Source organism: Dyadobacter sp. 676 (assembly GCF_040448675.1).
Lineage (GTDB): Bacteria > Bacteroidota > Bacteroidia > Cytophagales > Spirosomataceae > Dyadobacter.
The window spans coordinates 679,288-705,521 of sequence record NZ_CP159289.1; the positions used below are offsets into that span (position 1 = coordinate 679,288).

Annotated in this window: 25 protein-coding genes and 1 pseudogene; 10 read left to right on the plus strand and 16 right to left on the minus strand. The window is 46.9% G+C overall.

The genetic code is table 11. The annotated features are described in order from the left end of the window. Positions 1-1,473, plus strand: coding sequence for a glycoside hydrolase family 130 protein (locus tag ABV298_RS03175; protein WP_353720749.1), 1,473 nt, complete (start codon positions 1-3; stop codon positions 1,471-1,473). Here ABV298_RS03175 and ABV298_RS03180 read toward each other — a convergent pair. Both ABV298_RS03180 and ABV298_RS03185 read right to left on the minus strand, forming a co-directional pair. Continuing rightward, positions 1,470-2,480 (minus strand): glycosyltransferase family 4 protein, encoded by a 1,011-nt coding sequence (locus ABV298_RS03180; protein WP_353720750.1) that lies wholly within the window; start codon positions 2,478-2,480, stop codon positions 1,470-1,472. The genes ABV298_RS03175 and ABV298_RS03180 overlap by 4 nt on opposite strands. After that, the gene (locus ABV298_RS03185) at positions 2,477-4,720 is read right to left on the minus strand and encodes a glycosyltransferase family 4 protein (RefSeq protein ID WP_353720751.1); all 2,244 of its coding nucleotides are present in this window, start codon (positions 4,718-4,720) and stop codon (positions 2,477-2,479) included. The genes ABV298_RS03180 and ABV298_RS03185 overlap by 4 nt, the downstream gene beginning before the upstream one ends. 271 nt (positions 4,721-4,991) lie before the next feature. On the opposite strand from ABV298_RS03185, the gene ABV298_RS03190 reads away from it, so the two are divergent. Beyond that, entirely contained in the window at positions 4,992-5,840 is an 849-nt protein-coding gene (locus ABV298_RS03190) for a transglutaminase family protein (protein ID WP_353720752.1), read from the plus strand. Positions 5,841-6,208: 368 nt separating this feature from the next. On the opposite strand, the gene ABV298_RS03195 is transcribed toward ABV298_RS03190, so the two are convergent. From ABV298_RS03195 to ABV298_RS03240, 10 genes are all read right to left on the minus strand, one after another. Beyond that, positions 6,209-7,129 (minus strand): fatty acid desaturase, encoded by a 921-nt coding sequence (locus ABV298_RS03195; RefSeq protein ID WP_353720753.1) that lies wholly within the window; start codon positions 7,127-7,129, stop codon positions 6,209-6,211. A gap of 191 nt (positions 7,130-7,320) precedes the next feature. Next, positions 7,321-7,590 (minus strand): fatty acid desaturase, encoded by a 270-nt coding sequence (locus tag ABV298_RS03200; RefSeq protein ID WP_353720754.1) that lies wholly within the window; start codon positions 7,588-7,590, stop codon positions 7,321-7,323. A gap of 28 nt (positions 7,591-7,618) precedes the next feature. Next, on the minus strand, positions 7,619-8,428 hold the full coding sequence (locus ABV298_RS03205; RefSeq protein ID WP_353720755.1) for a fatty acid desaturase: 810 nt from the start codon (positions 8,426-8,428) through the stop codon (positions 7,619-7,621). A 198-nt stretch (positions 8,429-8,626) separates the two neighbouring features. After that, complete coding sequence (gene arsB / locus ABV298_RS03210; RefSeq protein ID WP_353720756.1) at positions 8,627-9,700, minus strand: ACR3 family arsenite efflux transporter; 1,074 nt, start codon at positions 9,698-9,700, stop codon at positions 8,627-8,629. 3 nt (positions 9,701-9,703) lie between these two features. After that, positions 9,704-10,117, minus strand: coding sequence for an arsenate reductase ArsC (locus ABV298_RS03215; protein WP_353720757.1), 414 nt, complete (start codon positions 10,115-10,117; stop codon positions 9,704-9,706). 6 nt (positions 10,118-10,123) lie between these two features. Next, on the minus strand, positions 10,124-10,618 hold the full coding sequence (locus ABV298_RS03220; RefSeq protein ID WP_353720758.1) for an N-acetyltransferase family protein: 495 nt from the start codon (positions 10,616-10,618) through the stop codon (positions 10,124-10,126). 19 nt (positions 10,619-10,637) lie between these two features. Continuing rightward, entirely contained in the window at positions 10,638-11,222 is a 585-nt protein-coding gene (locus tag ABV298_RS03225; RefSeq protein ID WP_353720759.1) for a DUF6428 family protein, read from the minus strand. A gap of 54 nt (positions 11,223-11,276) precedes the next feature. Beyond that, complete coding sequence (locus ABV298_RS03230; RefSeq protein ID WP_353720760.1) at positions 11,277-11,606, minus strand: metalloregulator ArsR/SmtB family transcription factor; 330 nt, start codon at positions 11,604-11,606, stop codon at positions 11,277-11,279. A gap of 648 nt (positions 11,607-12,254) precedes the next feature. Beyond that, positions 12,255-13,343, minus strand: coding sequence for a hypothetical protein (locus ABV298_RS03235; RefSeq protein WP_353720761.1), 1,089 nt, complete (start codon positions 13,341-13,343; stop codon positions 12,255-12,257). Between the two features lie 500 nt (positions 13,344-13,843). Beyond that, positions 13,844-14,209 (minus strand): type II toxin-antitoxin system death-on-curing family toxin, encoded by a 366-nt coding sequence (locus ABV298_RS03240; RefSeq protein ID WP_353720762.1) that lies wholly within the window; start codon positions 14,207-14,209, stop codon positions 13,844-13,846. A gap of 238 nt (positions 14,210-14,447) precedes the next feature. Here ABV298_RS03240 and istA point away from each other — a divergent pair, with 238 nt between their 5' ends. From istA to ABV298_RS03280, 8 genes and pseudogenes are all read left to right on the plus strand, one after another. Further along, positions 14,448-15,950 (plus strand): IS21 family transposase, encoded by a 1,503-nt coding sequence (istA, locus tag ABV298_RS03245; RefSeq protein ID WP_353723132.1) that lies wholly within the window; start codon positions 14,448-14,450, stop codon positions 15,948-15,950. 8 nt (positions 15,951-15,958) lie between these two features. Next, entirely contained in the window at positions 15,959-16,312 is a 354-nt protein-coding gene (locus ABV298_RS03250) for an ATP-binding protein (RefSeq protein WP_353720763.1), read from the plus strand. Next, on the plus strand, positions 16,273-16,710 hold the full coding sequence (locus tag ABV298_RS03255) for an ATP-binding protein (protein WP_353720764.1): 438 nt from the start codon (positions 16,273-16,275) through the stop codon (positions 16,708-16,710). Before ABV298_RS03250 ends, ABV298_RS03255 begins: the two co-directional genes overlap by 40 nt. 160 nt (positions 16,711-16,870) lie before the next feature. Next, positions 16,871-17,839, plus strand: a complete 969-nt coding sequence (locus tag ABV298_RS03260; RefSeq protein ID WP_353720765.1) for an IS110 family transposase — start codon at positions 16,871-16,873, stop codon at positions 17,837-17,839. A 200-nt stretch (positions 17,840-18,039) separates the two neighbouring features. Next, positions 18,040-18,420: pseudogene (locus ABV298_RS03265) on the plus strand (integrase core domain-containing protein); the annotation flags it as partial. A 150-nt stretch (positions 18,421-18,570) separates the two neighbouring features. After that, positions 18,571-18,879 (plus strand): hypothetical protein, encoded by a 309-nt coding sequence (locus ABV298_RS03270; RefSeq protein ID WP_353720766.1) that lies wholly within the window; start codon positions 18,571-18,573, stop codon positions 18,877-18,879. Between the two features lies 1 nt (position 18,880). Beyond that, complete coding sequence (tnpB, locus tag ABV298_RS03275) at positions 18,881-19,153, plus strand: IS66 family insertion sequence element accessory protein TnpB (RefSeq protein WP_353720767.1); 273 nt, start codon at positions 18,881-18,883, stop codon at positions 19,151-19,153. Between the two features lie 149 nt (positions 19,154-19,302). Then, complete coding sequence (locus tag ABV298_RS03280; protein WP_353720768.1) at positions 19,303-20,835, plus strand: IS66 family transposase; 1,533 nt, start codon at positions 19,303-19,305, stop codon at positions 20,833-20,835. Between the two features lie 285 nt (positions 20,836-21,120). Here ABV298_RS03280 and ABV298_RS03285 read toward each other — a convergent pair whose 3' ends face one another. From ABV298_RS03285 to ABV298_RS03300, 4 genes are all read right to left on the minus strand, one after another. Beyond that, positions 21,121-23,487, minus strand: a complete 2,367-nt coding sequence (locus ABV298_RS03285) for a TonB-dependent receptor (protein WP_353720769.1) — start codon at positions 23,485-23,487, stop codon at positions 21,121-21,123. A 28-nt stretch (positions 23,488-23,515) separates the two neighbouring features. Continuing rightward, on the minus strand, positions 23,516-24,475 hold the full coding sequence (locus tag ABV298_RS03290) for a DUF4249 family protein (RefSeq protein ID WP_353720770.1): 960 nt from the start codon (positions 24,473-24,475) through the stop codon (positions 23,516-23,518). Then, positions 24,456-25,463: a thioredoxin domain-containing protein gene (locus ABV298_RS03295; RefSeq protein WP_353720771.1), complete on the minus strand. Its 1,008-nt coding sequence runs from the start codon at positions 25,461-25,463 to the stop codon at positions 24,456-24,458. The genes ABV298_RS03290 and ABV298_RS03295 overlap by 20 nt, the downstream gene beginning before the upstream one ends. A 69-nt stretch (positions 25,464-25,532) precedes the next feature. Then, positions 25,533-25,931 (minus strand): hypothetical protein, encoded by a 399-nt coding sequence (locus tag ABV298_RS03300; RefSeq protein ID WP_353720772.1) that lies wholly within the window; start codon positions 25,929-25,931, stop codon positions 25,533-25,535. Positions 25,932-26,234: the final 303 nt, after the last annotated feature.

The window sequence follows — 26,234 nt, forward strand, 5'->3', positions numbered from 1 at the left end:
ATGGCCGTACATCTCATTCGGAAAGACACCATTTTTCAGCCTGATTCGAGCCGGGTCATTGCGCGATTTCTGTACAATGGCGAGGATAGGAGTAAAGAACTGATATCGATTATTCTCGCGCTTGATGCAGGCACCCAGATACGGCAACTGAACAACGTTCTGAGAAAGTACGCGAAACGGCACCGGAATATCCTCAAAGTATTCGAACGGCATTTTCGAAAGCTGGAAGTTCTGTTCAACGCCATGCAAATAGACCCGCAGGATCTGGAGACGAACCAGCGTCTGCTGATCGGTGCCTATTTCACAATGGAATATTCCATCGAAGCTGCGGCCTTTTTCAACCCGTCCATTGTGGCCGATCCCGATCAATCCGGCGTTGAACCGGGCGAAACGCGGGTGATCCTCAGCTTTCGGGCTACGGGGGAAGGGCATATATCGTCTATTGTATTCCGTTCGGCACTTATTGATCAAAACGATGATATTGTCATCGATACGCCCGGCCGGTTACTCGATTCTCCCGAGCATGTGCGCAACCACGTCTATAAGAAAAGGTCGTTTCTGTCAAAATTGGGCGAAATGCAGGATTTGGACAATCTTGCGTACCCGGCTTTGGAAGGAAAGCTGACCGAGACATTTACATATGAAGAACTCAAACGATATGTGGAAGAAACCAGCAGGTTGCCGGAGATGGACATTGCGGGCGCGGTGTTTCTCCACGAGGTAATGTGGCTGGCCTCTTCGCACTACGAAATGGATTTTTCCCTTGACACCGACATTTCAGAACGTGTGATCTTTCCCATCGCCGATACGGAAAAAAGAGGTATCGAAGATGCGAGGTTTGTCTGTTTCACCGATGACAACCAAGAGCGGACCTACTATGCTACCTACACGGCATACGATGGCGTCAATATCCTGCCCAAGCTGTTGACTACCCGGGACTTCTATCATTTTAAAGTACTGCCGCTGCACGGAGAGATTGCGCAGAATAAGGGAATGGCACTTTTTCCACGAAAGATCAAGGGCAAATACGCCATGCTTTGCCGCATCGACGGCGTCAATAATTACATTGCCTATTCGGATAATATCAGCGTTTGGCGCAAGGCCACGTTGATCCAGACACCTAAATTTCCCTGGGAATTCGTTCAAATCGGCAATTGCGGCTCACCCATTGAAACCCGGGCCGGATGGCTGGTATTAACGCACGGAGTAGGCCCGATGCGGGAGTACGTGCTAGGAGTATCACTGTTTGAATTGGAAAGCCCTGAAAATGAGATAGGACGTCTGATTAACCCCCTACTGATCCCCAATGCAAGCGAGCGCGATGGTTATGTGCCGAATGTAGTCTATTCCTGCGGCGCATTTGTGCACAATCAGAGTCTGATTATCCCTTATGCCACTTCCGACTATGCTTCTACGTATGCAGTGGTCAATTTAGAAGAATTATTAGAGGACCTTATCGGCGACAGAAACTAACGCCGCAGAATTTTTTCGTAGACTTTCATGTAGTTGTCCACCATCTTTTCTTTCGAAAACATCGCCTTCGCCCATTGGCGGCATTCCTGCCTGTCAAGCTGTGCAACCCTTTTTACAGCCTGAACGGCCTCACCGATTGTATGGACCAGGAACCCGGTTTTTCCGTCGACAATCAGCTCGCACATCGAGCCACGGTTAAAGGCGATCACCGGCGTACCGCAAAACATCGATTCAGCGACGCTTAAACCGAAAGGTTCGTCGAACTGAATCGGGTGAAGCAGCGCGAGCGCTTTTCCGAGTAACGTTTTGCGCTCGGATGGACCGACGTTCCCAATATAAAAGACCGATCTTTCATCGATGCAGGGCTTGATCTTTTGCTCGAAATAGGCGTCGTCCTGAATCAGCCCCGCAATTAGTAGGACCTTTCCGGACTCCCGGGCTATCTGAATCGCTTCTAGCGTTCCCTTCTCGGAATGAATACGGCCGAAAAACAGCAGATAGTCTTGCGGGTTTCTCTCGAAAGGGAAATCCTTGCCGTCGACACCGTTATACACTGTTGCAATGTAGTCCAGTTCATCGCTACGATCGGCATTGCTAATGGATGCGTAAAAGCATGAGCCGTTATACTTCCGGTAGACATCCAGGATTTTGGTGGATGAGAATCCATGGATCGTCGTCAGCATGGGGGTCCGGATGAGTTTGGAGTAGGTTAATGGGAGAAAATCGAAATGATTGTGAATCAGATCAAACTGCGAGGCATTTTCCATCAAATGGCTGATGTGCAGACATTCGGCCACTTTTGGGTCGATGTCCCTGTCTTCCGCATAGGGAGCATGCGAGGTTCCTTCCAGTTTTGCCGTGGTCACCGAATCGGTTGTGGCAAAGAGCGTTACATCTACGCCCTTCTCGACGAGCCCCTCCGTCAGATAGGAGGCCACCTGCTCCCACGGCCCATATTGCCGGGGCGGCGTACGCCATGCGATCGATGATAGTATAGCCACTCTCATACCAGTTCGGCTTCCATTTTGGTGACTTCCTCAAATGCTTCGAGCACGCTTAAATGGGAGATCAGATAGGCCAATGTGCTCTCGGCTCCCTGGTTTCGGTTGACTCCTGTGCTTTCCAAACCGTCGCAGCAGCCTTTTGTTTCAAAATCGTAAAGGCTTACCCGGAGGTCGTTTTCTCCTAAAAACCACATGAAACAGGTGGATAATTTCTGGATATAGGATTGATCTTTGGTAAGCCGGAACGCCTGATGGAACATCAATACCATGGCAAGGGCATCCAGTGGTTGCTGAGCAAACATCGATTGCTCTCGGTCTCTGCCGTACCAGTTCTCGTTGCCAACAACCGACAAATAGCCGTTGCGGAGCGTTACATCCGAAAGGAAATCCATGCTTTCTATTGCTACTTCGAAGACGCGGGGATCATGCAAAAACTCAGCAGCATGCAGGAGCGCCAAAGGCAAAAATGCATTGTCATAGGCCAGCAGCGATTCAAACCATTGCCAATCATTGCTGCGGTGGATATCGTATTCGGCGAGAAGCCTGCCGGTCAGGGCTTCCAATATCTTGATCATCCCTTCGTCTGTCGGATTGCTTTTCAAATAGTGGCATATCCCGACGACGGTGTTGGCAATACTTCGGATAGATTTGAGTTTGGTAAAATTCGGCACAGCGTCAAAGAAAATCTCGCGGCCGGTCTGGTAATAGGCGTCATTAGGTGCATTCCCGAGCAGATAGCCCAACGACCAAATCGTGCGACCAAAGGAGTCCTCCGACCCTACTTCATCCAGGAAGTTACGGTTGAAGCTCAGGAAGTTTCTGAACATGCCGTCCTGGGTCTGCATGTAATTGATGTAGCTTAAATAGGTGGGCGACAGTTTCAAGGCAAGTGGATGCTTGTTTCTTTTGTAGGTCATCAACACCATCAGCAAGGCCCTTGCATTATCATCCAGACAATAGCCTTCTTTCAGGTTCGGGATCCCGTATTTGGCGTGCTGGATAATGCCGGTGTCGTCGGTGAGGCGCTGCACGTGATCGAGCAGGAATGGCGGAAGCGCAAGCGGGTCCAGAATCATCGGATTGCCCGATTCAATATCTAGTCCGATTTTCGCTATTGACCCCGCCAATTCCAGATATTTTTGCCCGATTTTCGGCCAGGTTATTTCGCGACCATAATCAAATGCATTTTTCCGGAGCTGCCGCATCTGCTCGGGATGATCCAGTAGTTCAAGCAATATCTCGGTAAGTGCCGGCGAGTCGTGGAAATTGAAAAGACGGCCCCTGCCATCGGCGAGCAATTCTGCTGCATGCCAATAAGGCGTAGAGATCACTGCATTACCGGCGCCAATCGCATAGGAAAGCGTCCCGCTCGTAATCTGGGCCTCGCTGGTATAAGGGGTGATGTAGATATCGGAGGCAGAGAGGTATTTGAAAAGCTCGGACTGACTTATGAACTCGTTCAGGAATACGACATGCTTCTCAATGCCCAGCTGTTTGACCAAGCCTGCAAGGAAGACACGGTACTCTTCCCCAGCATGCCTGACTACGTTGGGATGCGTTTTACCTAGCACAATGTAGACAAGTTGCGGATACTTTTTGACTACCTCGGGTAAGGCCCTTAGGACTGTCTCGATTCCTTTATTACGCCCAATAAACCCAAAGGTCAATAGCACCTGTTTGGAGGAAAGCTTGAACTCTTTCTTGGCCAGAAGTTGGCCAAAGTGTATATCCGGCACACCATGTGCAATACGGGCGATTTTGTCGATGGGCACCTTGTAGACATCCGATAGCATATCGACCGCGGTCTGGCTCATGACCACCACCGACTGCGCAATTTTACATATCTCGGTCATCACAGCCTTCTGATTGTAGGAAGGTGTTTTCAGCACAGTATGTAGCGTGACGATCAGCGGAATTTTGAGCCGGTGCAACAACGGCAGAATGTAGATGCCGTCCTGACCGCCAAATATGCCGAATTCGTGTTCGAGTATGCATACATCAGCCCCGCTCAGGTTAATGACATTGGCTGCTTCCAGATAGTCAGTCTGTTCTTCCTGCCGGATAGCGAGCTTCACTTCTTTGGGATAATCATAATGTAGGCCATTGTCGTCTATCGCGATCACAAAGCCTTGCGAGCCGCCGACCAGGGCTTCCTCTCCGACGGTAGAATGAAATAAGTTCTGGGTGAAAGTGCCAATTCCGCACTCCCTTGGTGGGTAGGTCCCTATAAATGCTATTTTCATTTCCGCCGTTTGTTGATTTGTTGTAAGGTAACCTATTTAAATGGCATGACCCGGGAATATTTCAGCTGCCGCCAAATACTTCACAGAATCTCTATGAATTCATAATACATGTTGAATATCAAGTAAAAGGACCTACCTTACAACAAAACTAAAAACCATGTCAAAAGAAAAAAACCAGCAGAAAAGTGACAAGAAAAAGCCCGCCAAAAACCTGAAAGAAAAGCGCGCGGATAAGAAGGAGAAGAGGGATAGTAAATCGAAGGGCGACTAGATGACGCGCGTCTCAGTCAAGCACAGGATAGACTACAGCTACGATCACAAGGTACTTCTGTCCCCTCACCGATTCCGCCTTGCGCCGCAACCCGATACCCAGGCGATCATCGAAGAATACAGTTTTGTTCTGCGGCCTGCCAATCGCCTTTACTGGCAACACGATGTTTACGGCAATAAAATGGCGCGGGCCGATTTCGCTGACAAAACAGATTTTATGTCGGTGGAGGTTACCTTGGAAATCAAACTGAACAGTTTGAACCCCTTCGATGTACTGCTCGACGATGAATCGCAGCGCTTCCCATTTTTGTATCCTTCGATCGTTAAAAATGCTTTGCTGCCTTATTTACAAATCGTAGACAGGAGTTCTGCGCTCACCGCATTCGTTGGCTGCACCGAAAAGTTTCATGGTGAAACCCTCTCTTTCCTGGTACAGCTCAATCAGCACGTTTGTAATTATATCCGCTACGTGCAGAGATTAGAGCCAGGCGTGCAGTCATGCGAGATGACCCTAAGGACCCGTACTGGCTCTTGCCGCGATTCTGCATGGCTCATGGTTCAGGTGCTGCGACGATTAGGACTGGCAAGCAGGTTTGTATCAGGTTATCTGGTACAATTAGGTACCACATCGGGCGACTCTGTTGAACTGCATGCCTGGGCAGAAGTTTTCATACCAGGGGCTAGCTGGATTGGTTTGGACACGACCTCGGGCCTGTTTACCAGTGAAGGCCATATCCCGCTTGCGATTGGACCCGGTCCAGCGCAGGTGGCACCTGTCGAAGGATTGACCGAGCAATGCTCGGCCACTATGAGCTACAGATGCGAAGTAATCCAATTGAATGACTTGTAGAAAACATGACTTTGAAGAGTGGCTTTGCCTGATAATAACCTAGATATCGAAACTACATGCCCAAACATCGCTTGCAAAACGCCTAATTTGGGCATATCAAGAACGAAAACCACTAACTCAAACCCAAGGATGTAAATTTCCATAAGCCTGCAATACAAGCGCCCAAAAGCGGAGTCTGGAAGACAGCAGTAGCAAAGCGATTTGGACCACTATTCCTCCCCTCAGATTTTTGATTCTTGGGTGAGGTTTCGATCTGCAAGGCCCTTTTGCATTCACGGTGTTCAATTAGATTCGTAAGTAGTAAAGATGTGTATCAAAAGCTCACCTTTGCGCAGAAACTGAATTGGATATAGCGAAAAGGACAGGAATCATACTGGTTGATGATAGGAACGTTCTTCCGACGACGGCTTGCGCAAGCCGCGAAGATAGGGTGTATGGTACTGCTGATAAAACTGCCTTTTGAAATCCTTATATGATTTTACAGCGCCAATCTTATGCATAAACCAGATGTAGTACCAGGCTAAGTCAACCTGATAAGGCTTGAACCCGCTGCGCGCGCTTTTGGGGAACAAGTGGTGGTTGTTATGCCACTCCCCCGCTACTATTCCGGGCCATACCTGGTTGACCGAATTATCGGTCGTGTTAAAGTCAACTCCCTCCCGCTGCACATTCTTACCTTTCCCGTGCCCCTCGTAGTTGAACGTCCGGACGCCCACAGCCCAAAAGCCGGCAGCGCCAAATAATGTACATGCCAGGGCGTGTCCGCCCAAAAGGAAAAAGGCCAGATACCAAAACGACCAGTTCAGCATCCAGCTTACCACGCCGCGGGCCGGATTGAGAAACGAGCCCCATTTCAAATACTGTGCATACGTATTCCCTTTTATCCCCGTATGCTTCATCAACAGCTTTACCCGGTTGTAATCACCCTCAGAGAGGTCATGCGCAATCGGCTGGTGGTTGACATCCGCCAAAAAGCAATACAGGAAACCTGCCTGGGCATTGTAAGGGTCGCCCGGCTTATCTGATTTGGCGTGATGCACATGGTGTGAAACCACATATATCTCCTCAGGGATCATGCTGATCGTCAGGTTCTGTGTGAAAAAGCGCCAGAATTTGTTTTGGAACTTGTAAGCCCCGTGCGTGCAGTACCGGTGGTGCCAGATCGTGCCGTGTGTCCCCATGATAATCATGCTGTATACAAATGCAGCAGCAAGCATTCCAAAACTGAAAAATTCAAAAATAAATAGGTACAAAAACGGTACCATCGCGGCTACCTTCGCCCAACTCATAACTGGCAGCCAGTTGCGACGGTCTACGAAAATATTCAAACGAGCGAAGAACTCGCCCAAGATTTGTCTTGTGCCCGGTTTGATCAAATTTCCCTGCTGATCCTTCCACCCGTAAGAAGGGGGCCTTAAAACTACATCGATAAATGCCATACTGATCGGTCTGGTGTATAGTGAATAATTAAGGGGGCCGCTTACACGATAGCATCCTCAAAGCCCGGCGCACCAAAACGCTTCAAGCTCACAATGTGCGCGCGCAAGGCTATCAGAAAGGTTTTGTTCTCCTGATATTTCAGGCCAAACTCTTCGGCAGTCTTTCTGACGATGGGCGCTAATTTCGGATAGTGGACATGGCAGATTTTAGGGAACAAATGATGCTCAATCTGGTAATTCAGGCCACCGATGTACCAGCTAAGCCATTTATTGCGGGGAGAGAAGTTAACTGTTGTTTCCAATTGGTGCATTGCCCAATCCTGGCTGATAACGCCACGATCATTGGGCAACGGGTAAATGCGTGCCCTCCACTGAATGCGCCAGCTGAAAGATGACCGTCAAAACGAGCCCGGCCACAAAATGCATTAGAAAAAATCCAAGCAGCACCTGCCAGAAAACGATGCTGGCAGCAAACACCGGAATTACAAAGAAGATACTTAAATACACCGTTTTCATCAAGACCAGTCCAGTCAGCATGCGTCTGTTTTCTGCCTTGCCCTGCCGGTTCACTCCCGATCGGATAAAATGGTAGTATTGAATAAAGTCCTTCAACAGCACCCAGTAAAGTGTAACGATCCCATAGAAAAGAAATGCGTACATCCACTGGAACCGGTGCATAGGACCAGCCTTATCATGTGGCGAAAGCTTTAACACGCCACGGTCTTTAATGTCTTCGTCCAGGTCGGCAACATTGGTATAAGTGTGGTGAAGGACATTGTGTTGAAGTTTCCAGTTCACAACACCAGCACCGGCCAGATAAATGGTGCGGCCCATCCACTTGTTTACCCAGGGACGCCGGGAGAAGGCCCCGTGGTTGGCATCATGCATGACGCTCATCCCGATACCGGAAATTCCGGTGCCCATCAGCAGCCATAGCAGCAGGCTGACGGCAAACGGAGGTGTAAACACCAGCAGAAGCACATAAGGCACAATATAAATACAAAGCAACACAACCGTCTTAACGATCATTGTCTTGTTTGCATACCGGGATTGGCGGTTGTCGGCAAAGTACTGATCTACCCTCTTTTTCAAGGTCGGGAAGAACAGGCTTTTTTCCAGGGGAGCGAATTTTACTTTATCTTTTGTCATACGTCGATTTCAACTTGTTTACCGAAGGACCAGGTGAGAGAACAAGTTAATCTTCGTAATGTCAATAAGCCTTCTGCTATAATAACGGAAAAATACAATTTGTATTTGATCACATAGCAAATAAGTTGGAATCTCAGGTCGTTGTATCCTGAAGTCAGGAGAAATTGAACAAAATGAAGCGATTTTCATCGTCCGTATTCAGGCGATTGTTGATTTGTAATACTTATCTCTCAGCCAAAAAGCTACATTGACCAGCGCTATCAAGGCCGGGACTTCCACCAACGGGCCAATCACGCCCACAAACGCCTGACCGGAATTGATCCCAAACACACCGATAGCAACAGCAATCGCCAACTCGAAATTGTTCCCCGAAGCGGTAAAAGCAATGGATGCGTTCTGTCCGTAATCGGCGCCACGTGATTTTGCAATGAAAAAACTCGTCAAGAACATCACTACAAAATAAATCACGAGCGGTATCGCTATCAATGCCACATCACCCGGCAATTGAACGATCAGCTCACCTTTCAGGCTGAACATCAAAACAATTGTAGCCAGCAGCGCAATCAATGTAATCGGTGAGATGAAAGGCAAAAATCTGGTCTCGTACCATTTTTCGCCCTTCCAGGCAGTTAAACCAATGCGGCTTAGCATTCCCGCTGCAAAGGGAATACCTAGGTAAACGCTGACACTTAATGCAATTTCAGCAATAGTGATATCAACAGCCAGTCCTCTCAAACCGATTAACGGCGGTAAAACCGTAATGAAGAAATAGGCATAGAAACTATACAGCAGGACTTGAAACACGCTGTTGAGCGCAACCAACCCCGCCGCGTATTCGCGGCTGCCTTCCGCAAGCTCATTCCACACGAGCACCATGGCGATGCAGCGCGCCAGGCCGATCAATATCAATCCGACCATGTAATCGGGATGATCGGGCAGAAAGACCACCGCAAGTACGAACATCAACACCGGACCAACGACCCAGTTGAGCAGAAGGGAAACGGTCATCACCCGAGTATTTCGAAATACCTCGCCCATCTTGTCATACTTCACTTTGGCAAGCGGCGGATACATCATCAGGATCAAACCGATGGCCAGGGGGGTGTTGGTCGCGCCATTGGAAAATCGGTTGATATAATCCGGTACAGTCGGCGCAACATTGCCGACGATGATACCGAAAGCCATCGCAAGGAAAATCCATAGTGTCAGGTATCGGTCGAGGAAGCCGAGTTTCCTGCGGTTTGCCGCCGGAGCGCAGTTATTCGCAGACATTGCTTACAGATTTTCTTTTACAAAGTTTTCAGCGTAAGCTTTGATCTGCTCCCGAACGGCCCGGAACTCTTCCAAAACTTCCTTCTCAGTACCCGTTGCCTTTGCCGGGTCCGGGAAGTTGTGATGGAATTTCTTTGCATTGGTGGGAAAGTAAGGGCAACGCTCTCTGGCATTGTCACAAACCGTGATGACGAAATCGAAATCGATGTCGCCATATTCATCCATGTTGTTTGACGTATGATGGGAAATATCAATTCCGTCTTCCGCCATGATCGCGATGGCTTTGGGATTCACGCCATGCGTCTCTACCCCTGCACTGTATACGGCGGTGTTGTCTCCGGCAAAATGTCTTAAATATCCTTCGGCAATCTGGCTCCGGCAACTGTTACCGGTGCATAGCACTAATACTTTTTTCATGTTTATTTAATTGATTCCTATGGTTTTACTTCTGCGTTCCAACAGATTTACATCCCGCCAGACAGCTTTCATTTTACCGATTTTTTCACGGTACCCGATGATCCGGAAACCATTGCTTTCATGGAGCCTGATGCTTGCCGAATTTTCCGGGAAAATACCGGCCTGTAATGTCCAGTAACCCTTGGCCTCACTTTCGATAATTAAATGCTTCAAAAGCAGGTCCCCTATTTTTTGGCCTCTGAAAGCTTCGGCTACATAAACACTCACCTCGGCCACTCCGGCATAAACGCATCGGCCGGAAACAGGCGTCAATGCAGCCCAACCCGCGACTTCGCCGTTGTCGGTAACGGCTACATACCGGAGGTCCGCCACATGGGACTGATCCCATACCTCCCATTCCGGCGGACTTGTTTCGAGCGTTGCCTGACCGGTTGCGATGCCTTGCGCATAGATATCGCGGACCACAGGCCAATCGTTGGGTAATAATTCTCTGATCGTCATCGATAGGTTGTTATGATGGTTAACTAGCAACAGCCTCCCCCGGGGTGCAACAAGACGCTTCCTCACTGGCTACAACCAGCTTAGACTCGTCTTTTTTATACGCAGGAGCGCCGCAGGAAGCATCGGCCGATGTTGTCCCACAATTTTGATTGCGCGAAAGCGCCTTGCATTGGGTAAAGTCGGGGACCAAATTTACCGTAAATGTCTCACCTTCGGCAACGAATTCTCCGGGATACATCTGCCGCGTGTCGAACTTCGAGTTGCCAAATTCAATTTTCACTATGGCATTCGGGTTCAAAGGCACCGATTTTTCTACGATCCCAACGATTTTAAGCGCCTTGCCCACTTTCATGGACCGATCAGCTTCTTTGACCGAGGGTTCCCATATCTGCACTATAACTTCGGTCCAGCTATTCATCTGGCCACCGCAATCGACCGAAACGATGGGCGCCTGCTTGATTTCGGTGATATGATACGAGCTATCCACGAATTTTCCTGCCTCATATTCGAATTGCAGGTGCAGCTCAGGGTTTTGTTCGAGCGTATTTTTGAAATCGCCCCAGGTCATCGGACGGCTTGTCACCGGATTGAATTGATTTGCCATGGTTTCATTGTTATAATGTAATATTACGATTAATTTATTCAAAAAAACACCCGCCTAATTGCAGCAGGTAACCTGTTCAAAGGATTCCAGTATCGAGCCGAAGGCCTGGCGGGCTTCTTCCCACACCGGTGGGTTAATACAGTAACAGACGCGAGGTGGGTTAATCTCTCCCTGAATGATACCTATCCGCTTCAACTCCTTCAAATGCTGCGACACGGTCGCCTGGGCAAGTTCCAGTTCGTCTACCAGATCACCGCAAACACATGCCTTGCGGGCAATGAGCAGCTGCAAAATTGCCACCCGTGCAGGATGTGCAAATGCTTTGGCCAGATCCGCGATCCGGTTCTGCTGCTCTGTGAATATTTCCGTTTTCGTAACTCCCATACTCCAAACATAACAGGAAAAATTACATATCGCAATATTGCGATATGTAATTTTTTATTTCCCGTTCCATGATCCGCATGTTATCTCACCCAAAACCTTCTTTTAAGTCTAAAAGGTACTATGATATGTGAGCGGTTAACGTGAATATTAAATTGAAAACAGGTGCTGAACGTAGTATCCACCCACCTGCCGAGTCCAAAAACTATTGCACTGCACCTATGATGTCTGTCCTCAACTAGAATCGACCGTAACAACGACCCGCCCCACTTTGCCACCGGCGGAAAGCACCCGCCTCTGAGATCTGCCCATGATTGCTATCGATACTTTCGACCACTGTGGTTGCGACTGCCGACAACTCACCAAACTTTTTCGATCTTGCAAGGGAAGATCGAGTCTGTGGTGTCAACTATTTGCTCGCAGAATCTGCTTCCTGCGAAACGAGCCCAAAATTGTTATTTGTAAGTTACAAAACTGTCAGATTTTGTAACTTACAAATAACAATTCGCCAACACAACGCTGCAATTTGGAGCATTTTCAAATGACAGTTGTCCCTGAGAATCTATCAAAGCATTTCCGCTATTATTCAGCTCGCTTAGTTGATAGTTCCGTAGGTTTGACCAACGGGAAAAATAATCTAAAACCAAAACTTTAAGAATTAACATACCAAGGTTTTAGTGGCCACCCATCGTCCTTTTGTTCCGAGTTATTCTGATCAAACCAAGGATTCGTGTTCTTGGCAACATCTTCCTTCATAATCTTATCAGGCAATATATCCCTAAGCCACTCGTCCCCAGTATCCACAAAAGGATCATACCAATCGACCTTCCTTCTGGCCCAAGAGAGCCAGGCGGTCATTTCTTCATTCAATGAATTCGCATCGCGAGCCTTCTGCTCCTTCTGATTAATATATTCCCGGATGACCTGAGCCTCCTTCCAACGGCTTGCAGCTTTTACCAATTGCTGAAAAGACTTTATTTCCAGCTTCTTCCGCTCCTCAAATTCCTTTCGTATTCTTTCCTCTTCCCGCATTTTCGCCCACCTCTTCTCGTTTTCCTCCCGTTCTTTTTTAAGGCGCTCGGCCAATTCTAACCGGGAAATTATTCTCGATAGTCGCTGTTCGAGCTTCTGCTCTTTACCATCCTTGCAAATGGTAGAGATGTAATATTCTTCGAACTTGAACATCAGATTTCCGTTCGCTTTTAGAAGGCTGCTCTGCCAACTGTCGTACGCCGCGATTCTGTTTTGCATTTCCGTTAACACCATTCCTATTGCCTCTCCGGATACGACGACCTTGTAATATTCGCCTTCCAGGGTAAAATCATGCCCTCTTTGCCGCATAGCTTTAATGAAGGTATCCATAATACGCAAGGAACGATCAAGCAGGCCGGACGACACGCTGATGTAGACATTTCCGCCGGCGGGCAGTCTGAGATCTCCCCGAAGATAGCTATCCCCCTTGGCGTTTGACAAAAACGCTTGTTGAACCGCTTTAACTAATGGATCCGGGTTTAACAACTCTTGCTTAACTACCAGGTCAACTGATGTATCAGCTTCAATCGCCCTTTGTAAAGCCAGTTGTGGAGATATTCCTACCTCCGAAAAGTTATCCCCTTCCGTCCGTAGAGACAGATGCAGTTGTTGTTCTCCTTCATATTTCTCTAAGAAGGGTTTTATCCTGACTTTTTTCCCAACCTTTACTTTATTCCGATGGCCAATATCTGGCAGAGGGATCCCCATGGACTTGCAAACCTTTCGAAGACTACTATCCGATATATTGTATTTTTTTGAAATGCTCGCCAGTGGTGGAAATTACGGTGCCAGTGACCACCCCATTTCAATTTGAGCTGACCAGATGATTTCGGTCAAGATCGACCACCAAATCTTTCTTTCGTCAGTGAGTTACACAAAATCCAAGAATTTGGATTACTGGTCAATCTGCCACGGAATGGGGTGGTCTGTTGCACCGTATTCTCCATTACACATGTATATCGAATGGTAACCGTATCGATCAGAAAAACCTTACAGTCCTAAGGGCCAAATCAAGAGCAAAAATTAGTAAAACATTGATATTGCAGTAGCAAGCAAGCGTCTGAAAAATCAGATCAAATATCAACTTTTCAGACGCTTGTATAGTGTTATCTATCGTTGTTTTTCGAAAATCACTTGCCGATACAAAATATTTATCTATCTCATCATCAGTCAATTAACCAAGATCAGAACCAGATAAGATACAAAAACTACTGGTTTCTATTGAGTATACTAATGATGAGATTTTTCACTGTCTCCATCTCTTCCGGCTTACTGGCTGCGGCAAACAAGGTGAGGCTGGCTAGCGCCTCGTTGCTAATAATTGGATCACCGTTGTCAGACGTTAGCAAATTGTTCCTTTCTAAAAACAGCAGGAAACATGCCGCGGCGATACGCTTGTTCCCGTCTACAAAACTATGATTCTTGATGATAAGATACAGTAAAGTTGCTGCCTTTTCTTCCACCGATGGATAAAAATCCTCGTCGCCAAAACCCTTGCCAATTTGCACGATAGCACTTTGGAAGCTTCCATCCTTTTCTTTTCCGAATACAGCTGAGTTGAAGTCAGCTTTCATAGCATCGACGACGAGATGGTACTCGGTTAAATCTGGATACGTGGCCGGGCGCACAGTCCGGCCTTTCCGATCCAACTGCTCATGGTCATAGTCATCCAGTGTTTATATTACTTGAAAAGGGAACCAGGTTTCAATTGAAAAGTATACCACTTGTTTCGAACCTTCAGCGCTGGAAACGGAAGCTGAACAAAGATGATAAGCATGTATACCAAGCCGCAGCGGCGGACCGCAGGAGATTATTTTAAAGTACTACCGTGAGGGCAAAAGCCAGCGGAGCATTTGCCGGGAGCTGAAAATCAGCCGGAAGACGGTATGCCGTTATCTAGCCGGTTATGATTTGGCTGTCAAGGGAGATCGATCTGTGGATGGTTCAATAGGCCCTTACCTGGTGAGTGCTCCGGTTTATAACTCAAAGAACCGCTGCAAACGGCGCCTGAGCGCAGCAATCCAGCAGGCGATAGATGAGATGTTGCTGGTCAACGATGATAACAAACAGGCAGGCCTGCGGAAGCAGCTTTTGAAAAACAGCGACATATTGAAAGAGTTGCACCAGCGCGGTTTTTCGATTGGCTACACCAGTGTCTGCAATTATATCCGCTCAAAGCGGGGTATAGCCCATGGGCAGGAAGCCTATATCCGTCAGCAGTATGCCCCAGGCGGCAGCTGCGAGTTTGACTGGGGGGAAGTTAAGTTATGGATAGGCGGTGTTTTATCTCGTCTGCAATTGGCTGTGTTCACCAGCAGCTACGGCAACTATCGTTACGGACGGCTCTATCAGCGGCAGGACACGCTATCGTTCATGGAATCGCATGTATCGTTTTTTAGGTCTTTGGGGCATGTATACCCCGAATTGGTCTACGATAACATGCGCGTAGCGGTCGCTAAATTTACGGGCCATCACCAGAAAGAACCCACCATGGCCCTTTTACAGCTCCGGGGCCATTACGGGTTTACCCACCGGTTTTGTAACGCAAGGCGCGGCAACGAAAAAGGGCATGTGGAGCGGAGCGTGGAATATGTGCGCCGAAAAAGCTTTGGGTTCAAGACCCGGTTCGACGACCTGGAATCGGCCAATGAATGGTTACAGATGCGGTTGGCCGAGCTGAATGCGGCCGTTCAACAGCAAAGCGGCAAAAGCGCACAACAGCTGTTGGAAGAAGAAAAGCCGTATCTGCCGGTGAGCAATACGGCGATGCTTTGCGCGGAGCAAATCCAGCTCCGGGCCGACAAATACGCCACGGTAAGCTATAAGACCAACCGTTACTCGGTGCCGGACCATTTGGTGGGCAAGTTCGTCGATGTGAAAGTGCTTAGTGACGGGCTACATCTTTATGATCAAGGGCAAAAAATAGCCCAGCATGCCCGCAGCTATGGCAAACACGAGTGGATCGTGCGAATTGACCATTACCTGGAAACCTTCAAGCGTAAGCCAGGGGCATTGGCCGGCAGTGTGGCCCTTGCCAGCAGTGACCAGCTCAAAAGGCTATATCAGGCTTACTTCCGGCAAACCCCCAGAGACTTTATCGAGCTGTTATGTTTTTGCAAACAAAACCAGGTATCGGATGCATTGCTGGCATCGGTCGTTGAGCGGCTGCTCACAAGCGGAGTTGGGCATCCGGGAGCCGAGCAGTTGATGACCCTGATGGGCAATAAGGCGCAAACTTGCCCGTCGCCGGCCAGTTGCTCGACAGGCCTGGCAGCCCAAAACCAGCTTCTGCAAATATCATCCCTGTTCAACTAAAAGTCGCCATGAAAAAGCCAATCGAGGATCAAATAAGCCAATACAGCAAAGAGCTCCGCCTGCCTGCATTGGGCCATCACTTTAAAGAAGTCGCCCGCCAGTCCGCATCCGAAGGCGCTGGCTACGAAACGTTCCTGCTCCGGCTGATGCAGATCGAGTATGAAAAGCGCATCGAGAACCGAAAGGGTGCGGCCATCAGGCAGGCCGGGTTCCCAGCCAGAATGTATTTAAGCGAACTTGAAAAGCAGCATTTACCCAGCAGGCCCAGCAGAAACTACCGCTGCTGGAGCGGCTGGATTTTATCAAATCCGGGCAAAATATCGTGCTGTCCGGAAACCCGGGCACCGGCAAAACCCATATAGCCGTAGGCCTGGGGCTTAAGGCCTGTATCCAGGGCTATAAGGTATTGTTCACCACCGTTCACAAACTGTTGACCCAACTGCGTGAAGCTCACTCGCAAAGGGCCCTGCGTATTACCGAGGCCCGGTTCGAAAAATGGGACCTGGTTATCTGTGACGAGTTCGGATATGTCTCCTTCGACAAACAAGGTTCAGAACTGCTGTTTAACCATCTCTCCCTGCGCACGGGAAGAAAGTCGACGATCATCACCACCAACCTGGGTTTTGACCGCTGGGAGGAAATCTTTGGCGATCCGGTCCTGACCGATGCACTGGTCGACAGGCTCACCCACAAAGCCTATCTGGTCAACATGAACGGAGAGTCTTACCGCATAAGGGAAACAAAACAAATGAACAAATGAAGCACTATCCAGCCATACGAGCGCCGGCGTTAGCAGACCGAATCGGGGTACCCCAATTCGGTCTGCTAACCCTTTACCATTAAACTAAATTGGTATACTTTTGAAATGAATTAGTGGTATCCTTTTCAGTTGAAATAAACAAACATTAATAAAGATCGTTATGCAAAATGAATGGTTTGTAGGAGTCGACATTTCGAAGGCTACCCTGGATGTAGCAGTTTGCCATTTTAATAAGCCGGACGATTGCGTTGTCCATCGGTTTGGCAACAACTCACTAGGCTATAAATCGATGTTCACTATACTCAAAAGAAGTGGGATCAACCAGACAAACAGCTTCTTCTGCATGGAGCATACCGGACATCATACCTTAGGTCTTTGCTGCTGCCTCCAGGAAAGGGGCTTTCCATTTACCTTAGTTAGTCCCTCACATTTGAAAAAATCACTTGGGTTGGTGAGAGGTAAAAATGACCGCGTTGATGCACAGCGTATTGCGAAATTTGCTTGCCTGCATCATCGTCTCCTGAAACCTATGCGATTACCATCTACATGTTTACTAAAACTAAAAAATCTTCTTGCGTTTCGTGACAGGCTTGTAAAGACGAACGTTAGTTTGGCGAATGCTGCAAAAGATTTGAAAAGCATTTCGAGTCTAATGGATAATCAGTTCATTATCAACCAATCCGAGCAACGGCAAAAATTCATAGAACAGCAAATCGCCGATACCGACCATCAAATTCAATTAGTTATGAAAGAGGACGAGCAGATTTACAGACATTTCACCCTGATCACCTCTGTGATCGGGGTTGGAATGATCACTGCTACCGCATTTCTGATTTATACACAGGATTTTACTGCTTTTGAGAACGGTCGGCAATTTGCCTGCTATTCAGGCGTTGCACCGTTTGAGTTTTCCTCAGGGAGTAGTATTAGAGGCAAAACAAAGGTTAGTCCACTGGCTAACAGGAAAATGAAATCTCTCCTGAGCAATTGTGCCAGTGCGGCTGTACAGCATGATCCAGAGCTCAAAATGTATTATCAACACAAAATAAAGGACGGTAAAGCAAAAATGGCCGCTATGAACGCGGTGAAAACAAAGCTTATAAATCGGGTATTTGCCACTGTCCATTGAGGGACCCAATATGTTACCCTGATGAATTACGCCCAATCTGCCTAACGTTCGGTCCTAACAGAGTCCTGTCCTGTGTATCTGAGAGGACTGTGAGAAAATATAAAGCCAGCTTATTCTGTTCAATGCGATTAAATTATGAACATGTTCTTGCTTCAATCTTAGAATTCCGGCGGCAAATTTGTCACGGTTTGCTGCCTGGAAAATCCTTAAAAGGATTTGATGTTGCAGCTGAACTGACCAGGATTTGCCTGATTGAAGGCTGTCGTCCGGAACGAATACAATGTGATAACGGCAGTGAATTTATCTCAAAGGAAATGGACTTATGGGCATATTCAAACGGTGTGAAACTCGACTTTTCGAGGCCTGGGAAACCGACTGACAACCCATATGTCGACCGGGTCGCCGGAGCGATCATTTAACGGAAAGTTCAGGGACGAATGTCTATCACCAACTGGTTCTTATCCCTGGACGATGCCCGAGAAAAAATCGAGGACTTTCGGTGGGGATACAACCACTTTAGGCCGCACAGCGCACTGAATGATTTAACCGCAGCCGCGGACGGTCCCGAAAGAATTTGTTAACTTACATCAAAAGACACCGGAAACTCTACTTTCGACCGTCTGAAAACTTGGGAGGACATCATGTCCAGTAAAACGGGAGTAGTTCAAATGTCTGTATGCGTCCGATAAAACCATATTTTAACAAATCCGCATAGTTCGTAATCTTGTTTCATGAAAAATGAGACAGAAAAAATGCGTGAACTGTATGATCAGTGGCAAACGCAAGGGATAAGCAAGCAGGCTTTTTGCAATCGGAATGGTATGGGATACCATAAATTCAATTACTGGGTTAAAAAATTCCGCGGCAAGAATGTAGCCACCATGTCACCGCCCCCTGGGTTCAGTCAGATATCAGTTCCGCAACCGGAGTTAGTTGGTCAAGACCAACAGGCGCTGGCAGCAATTACTTTTCCATCCGGAGCACGTATAGAGCTATTCGGTTCTCTTGACGCATCATTTATCAGGAAGCTCATTCTTTAAAATGCTGGCCTTATCCAATAGTTGCCGGTATTTCCTGTATCGGAGCCCAACTGACATGCGCTATGGAATATACAGTTTGGCTGGCTTGGTCCGGAATGAATTGGGCTTTGATCCATCGAGCGGTGATGTTTTCGTTTTCTTAGGTAAACGACTTAATCAAATCCGGCTCTTGCAGTGGGACAGGGACGGGTTTGCGATGTATGTCAAAAAGCTGGAACAAGGCACTTTTGAATGGCTAAAATCAGAAGATATAGCCATCACAGCCATCAACTGACACTTCTTTTACAGGGTGTAATGTTGGACTCGGTTCGTCTAAGAAAACGATATCAGCACACAAATCAGGTCACAAAATAAGATGGAAAACTTACTTTAAAAGTGCCTCAATAGCTTGATTAGGCTATTTTTGGTCCGTATCTTCGGGTTATGGAAGATATAGCGACGGACTATAAATTACTTTATGAGCAGGCGATTGCTGCACATAAAAAGTCGCTGGAATTAATATCGGAAAAGGATGAGCAGATCCAGGCCCTGAACTTTGAGCTTGATAAATACAAGCGGTATATATTCGGCAAAAAGAACGAAAACCTGGCCAGTGTATACACAGATGTAAACCAGATCGATCTCTTTGAACTGGGAACCGACCGGCAGCAGCAAGAAGAACTCTCAGAGCAGGCAGCAGACGTTGTAAAGGAAAAAGCTCCCGCTAAAAAACGTGAAAAGGGAACGGGGAGAATGCTGCTTCCTGAGAACCTGCGCCGTGAGATCATCATCATTGAACCTACCGAAGACGTTACCGGCTGCACTATAATCGGAGAAGAGGTCACTGAGGTGTTAGACCTTATTCCTGCTGAGTTTTTTGTGAAGCGTTATATCCGTTACAAATATGCCCGTGCCAATGGTGAGGGCATCATAACCGCATCTCTTCCAGACCGTGTAATTGATAAGGGCATTCCTTCGGAAGCAGTTATTGCCCAAATGGTTGTTGATAAGTATGTTTTTGGGCTTCCCCTTCACCGGCAGATAGACAAATACAGACGGTTAGGAGTAAATGTTCCTGCTTCCACGGCCTCTGACTGGATTATGCGGGGCTGGCAGCACCTGTCCCCCTTATGGGAGCTCTTGAAACTGTTGGTTCTCAACCAGAAATATTTACAGCTAGACGAATCCCCATTAAAAGTGCTTGATCGAGACCATAAAAATGGGGTCCATCAGGGCTACATGTGGATATATAATGCCCCTTGTGATAAGCTTACGCTGTTTGACTACCGGAAGGGTCGCGATCAAAGTGGGCCTAGGCAGATGCTGGAGGGATATACCGGTATACTGCAAGTTGATGGCTATTCGGTGTACGAAAAGCTCTTTGGGAACCATTCAGATATCCTTCTGGTCTACTGCATGGCTCATTCCCGACGCAAATTTGTAGACGCCAAGAAATACGACGAGCAAAGGGCTACCTATGTGCTTGAACGTATGCAGTTACTTTATCTCCTTGAAAAGCAGATGCGGGAAGAAGGGCTGAGCTGGGAGGAGAAAACCAAGTTAAGACAGGAAAAATCGGTTCCGGTTCTCTTGGAATTAAAAGATTGGATGACCCAGCAGCTGCCGCTGGTAATGCCGAAAAGCCCGCTTGGTCAGGCCATTGCTTACAGCTTACCTCGCTGGGAAGGGCTCAGTGCGTATGCATTACATGGGCAAATTGAGATCGATAATAATCTGGCGGAGAACGTAATTAGGCCCTTGGCAATCGGAAGAAAAGCATTTTTGTTCGCTGGTTCCCACCAGGCAGCTGAAATGACAGCAGGGATGTACTCTTTTATGGCTACGTGCAAGAAAAACGGTGTAGATGAGCAGGAGTGGCTCAAAGACGTTTTCGAACGGATCCAGTCACACAAACAAAAAGATCTTTATCAACTGCTTCCAAATAACTGGATCAAATTCCGCAATCAGAGCGCCTAAGCTACCTGCCAAAAAACCCAACTACACAATACGGGTTCGCCGGATGCATACAAATGTCTTCCATTGGCTCGCTACATTTTATCCCAATAAACGCCGGTTTTAGCCCAAAATATACTGATTATCATTTTGATACAAATTAACAACGGCCGCCAAATTACGGCTAATACCAAAGGTGAGGCGGCTTGGATTGCCTAATTGCATCCTCCTTAGCATGAGAGAAATTAAATGACCTCTGGTATTTGCTAGTATTGGTTACCTTTGGGTTTATTTCACTGAGCTGAGGACTCAAAATTTAAAATTGTAGGATATCGAAGGCACTATGCCATATAATGAAACGGCGTTTGCTGCCGAGTACTGAAAGTAGTTATAGTCTTGCGGCACCAGCTCCACAGAGAACAGGTTGCGACGGTTATAGGCATTATAAATTCCGACCACCCATTGAGAATCCCCCCACTTCTTCTTTTCTGAAAACGTGCATTGAATATCCAGACGGTGATAGGCCGGCAAGCGGAATCCATTTCGCTTAGAATAGTAATTGAATGTCGACCCCTGATATTCATAAACCGTCGTTGGCAGAGAAGCTGCCCCTCCCGAGTTAAATTGGAAATCGGTGGAAAAAGTCAATCGCCTGGTGGCTTGGAAGCTTGTGACCACCGAAAAACTATGCCGACGGTCATACCGCGTTGGATAGGTAAGACCATTGTTTATACCTGCAATCGTACGATCTGTTTTGGCCAGCGTGTATGTGACCCAACCTGTAATTCTGCCGCTCTTTTTTTCAAGCAACGTTTCCAGACCAATCGCGCGACCAGTACCAGATCTTATTTGGGAGTCAATATATTGATTAACAAACAAATCCGCATTGTCTATAAAATCTATTACACCTCTCATCGCTTTGTAATAGGCCTCGATCCCGACCACAAACATTCGGGCCTTTTGCTTAATACCAACCGAAAAAAGGGTCGAACTTTGCGGGCCAGCGTTGTTATTGGACGGCAGCCAAATATCTGTGGGGAGCGCCACCGAAGAATTGCTAAGCAAGTGAACATATTGCAACGTCCGAGTGAAAGCGAAGGATAGTGCCCGCGAACTGTCTAGCTGATATTTTGCCGAAAACCTCGGTTCGAAACCCCATTTGAACTGGCCCAATTTCCCGTTCTTCAAGGAAGTGGAATCCATTACGTCAGAGCCATTATAGTTATAGAGGACTGATGGGCCTAGCAATGCAAATGAAGATATGCGCAGTCCCCAATTGGTCATGATTCTCCGTGCAAGCCGTTTATCGATGCCAACGAATCCAGCCCCTTGGAGTGTGCGTTTTGATTCAAGTTTGAACGGGACAGTCAATGAACTTGCTGTACGGGGAGATATTTCGCCGGGCTGATAACCGGTTTGAGAAAAATTCAAACCCATTTTAATGACATCACCCTGACCCATGAAAAAATCAATTTCATTCTTTATGCCAATTTCGGTCAGCCCGGCCTTCCAATTAAAATCCCTGCGGTCGTTCAAAAGGTTGTAACGATAATTGTATTTGCTAAAATACAGGGTGGAATTTAAAAATAGCCGCTGATTAAAAATGTGGTACCATCTCAAAGAACCAGTGTTGTTCTGCCATTTTGTAAAAGTACCCTTTTGGAACAGATAGTATTTAAACCAGTCACTTCCCGAATATGCGGAAACGAAGATATGATCTTTGTTGCTCGCCGATTTCCAGTTAATCTTTCCATTCAGGTCGTAAAATCGAATATCATTGTCGTCTTTGAAGGTTTGGAATTCTTTGATTTTTATTGATTTGGCAATATTTCCCAGCGTGTTTGCTGTAAGACCGGCGTAGCTATATCGGGTTGAAAAGATAAATGACGCCCTTTCCTTTTTTATTGGCCCTTCAGCAGTAAGCCTGGCGGCGATTAAGCCTAAACCGCCCGATAGCTTAAACTCCCGGTCATTTCCTTCTTTCATCCTCAAATCGACAACCGATGAAAGCCGGCCGCCGTACTGTGCCGGCAGCGCTCCTTTATAAATGTCTATCGATTTGATGGCATCAGGGTTAAAGCTTGAGTAGAAACCCAAAGCGTGTGACGGGTTATAAACCGGCGCTTCATCTAACAACACAAGAGTCTGATCGAAAGAGCCGCCTCGGACCGAAAGTCCCGTCGTGCCTTCCACGGCAGTACGGACGCCGGGCAGGAACTGAAGTGACTGAAATATATCTGCCTCACCGCCTAAGGTAGGCATGTTTTTCACCTGTGCTACGGATAAGCTGTTCTTGCCGGGAATCATGTCGCTGCTCAGGCCTTCTCCCTCACCTTTTATCACAAGCTCGCTCAGCTCGGTGCTTTGTGGCTGCAACTCAAAATTCCGTGTCACACCGCGATCAAGTTGAATTTCAATAGCGTATCGTTTATACCCAACAAATGATACTTCGAACATATGCCGCCCTTTTTCCAGCAACAATGAGTAAAATCCGTACGCATTTGCTTGCGTAGATACTGATTTGTCTTTGATCACCACAGTAGCAAAAGGAAGACTTTCACCTGACGTGGCGTCAAGTACCCTTCCACTCAATCTGACCTGCTGGGCAAGGGCCGGTGAGGCAAATGATAGAGTTATAAGGAATATTGACTGTCTGGAAAACCGAAGAAAAAACATAGAGAATCGTTGCACAGATGAATCAAAACTATGGGATAATACTAAATGGCTTTTGTTTTACACAGGAAGCGTTAAAAAAGCCAGCGGCAGGCGCCGTACCACGAATATTAGATGGCGCATTTGCTGGTGCAGGCGAATAAACACCGCCATCGCTGTTAAGGCTCTTTATCAAGGCCAAATAGTAGTTGTAGGCTTCTTCGGTCAAAGAATAGAGGAATGCGGTATAGTCATCTACCGTGAGCCATTGTTTAAAATAAGGCGAGGGCGTCGCACCTACATTGATGTTAAGGCCGTTTACATATTCCGGAAGGTGCTTATCGTCTAGAATGGCCACATTCCAAACCTTATCGCTGAACCTGCAAGGCAGTCTATGTAAATATGCCCCGGTTGTTGAACTCACGGGACAAAACTGTGTCATGTAAAAATTCCTGTCGGGCCGCGGATCCCTGAAAAATAGCAATGGAAAATAGCTGCGGCTATTTTCGTCAGGAAAGTTTTCGACTAATTGTAACCCTACAGAGTCAATTGGGGTAACCGGTGGCATAATTGCATCAGCCTCGAAAGAATTATCCCCAACTAGAACCGTCAGATGAAGCTTATCGCCAGCTGCACAATTCAATTTCGTAGCATAATAATAGCCTTCGAACAAGGGATCGTCATATTCATTCTCCACAAGCCTTTCGTTTACCAAGGTATCTAAATCGCCCTTTTGATTGCTCACCACTACAACGGCGCCATCGACAGGGGTGACAGACGTCTCATTGGGTCTTCTCGCCCACGTTAAACGGACATAATTGTTCACATTCATGTCTGTAAATTGTCCGTCAACAACCAGAACGGGCTCGCCGTTTTGACCCAGATCTAGCTCTATGCTTTTCGCGCATGAGAGCATGAAGATAAGGGCGACTATTACGATTGTCCCATATTTTAGGATAAAGCTGGCCGACCAGCTTATTTCATTTGACACTCTATTGATCCAATGCTGCATTTAGTTGCTTACTTAGTTCTTCTAAACTAATCTCCCCGTAGTAAATTCTTCCGTCTATGATAATCGTAGGGGTTCCGGTTACCTTTTGGTCAGCCAACCTTTTCATGCTGGCCAGTACTTTCGTGGAATCGTAGCCCGCTATACATGCCATACATTTTGCCGCGTCCAATTTAAGGTAGGCCATTAACGCCTTGACCTCTGTCGGCGAGTCTACATTCTGTTTGTGCAATGCGGTATATGCATCCCAATATTTATCTTGCTCACCAGCACAGTCTGCTAGGATCATTGAAGTATTGACACCACCTGAGAAATGCGCGTACTTAAAAAAAACTTTGTCTTTAAATCGTTCATAGAAGGCATTAATTGTATGCTCATATTGTCTGCATGAGGGACAAGTAAAATCAGAAATAATCCAAACTGCATGCTTTGAAAGCTCATAGCCCCTCCCCATAAACGAAACCCCGCGGAGATCCAACTTTGGACCTATAGGTGGTTTGAGCGTAGTCGTAACCTGGAATTTCTTTTTCAGATCATTTACATATTCGCTTTTTAGAAAATCCTCATAGGACTTGTTCAGGATGATTTTTCCTTCCTCACTATCAATTGAAATGTTTCTAAATGGCTGTTTAGGGTCGATAACACCATTTTCTAATGAGTTGAGCTTGATAAACTCGTCAATCTTAAAGTTCTTCATCCGTTTGCGAACGCTCATTTTCACAAGTGAGTCAACAGAAATGCCCTGAATTTCAGACTCTTTAATTAAAACACGCTCTATAATGAGGCTTTCTAATGCAATAGCTCGAACTTTAAAAATACCAAATAAAAATTCGTAAAGAGAATTTTGAATGTTTATATCAACATCTGTCAAATAAATATTTTCATCTCCTATTTTGGCAACTACTTCTTCGCTGTTATTATACTTACAGGCTGATATTGAAAATGAAGCAATTGCTAGAAGGGCAATTATCCGTAAAAATACTTTTTTCATCTGCGTTTTAATTAAACAAAATGCCGCAGAGACGCCAAAAACGCCCCTGCGGCATTGCTAGCGACAATATTAACGTACTTTCATGAAGTTGTAGCGCGTGTTTCCTGGATCTGAAACACGTGTGACACCATAGCCGTCTAAATTTGTATAGGCTACGCCACCTTTGGTAAGGGTATTCGCATTTCTGGTATTCTCGTCGTCAACATATAAACTCCCGTTTGCAAGAGATGGGGAGCTTGTGTTTGACGAAAAAACACCGTAGCTGAATCCAAGATTAGGGAACTCGGACATATAAGAAGAACTTTCGTTTGCGTTATTAGTGCCATAGCCAATCCAAAATTGCAAAGCAAATCCATTTGTATCTCTGTGAATGTATGGGTTGCTAACAACTTGACCTGCTGTGCTAATGTTCTTGTTATTATCATCCTCACTGTCATGATGTACAATATATGGGTCGACATGAATCATATAGGTGGGTCTCAGGTTTCCCAGGCGAACAACTCCATAGTTTAGTGTTCGGAGAGGGGCACCATCTATTACGCGGGGGGTGAGATGGAGGAATTTGAACAGGCGGCCATCGACACGACACAAAGTGTGCCATGTATTTCCATTTCCATCAACGGACCATGCGCCAGTCCAGTTACTTGTGCTAGTACTACCACCGTCCTGGTTGTCCATGAAATAGCGTATTCCATTGGGAATGGCAGCTGCTGGCGACACCGGTTCCGGCGTCCTAGCCCAGTGACTTACGATCAGGAGCGCCAGCGTAAA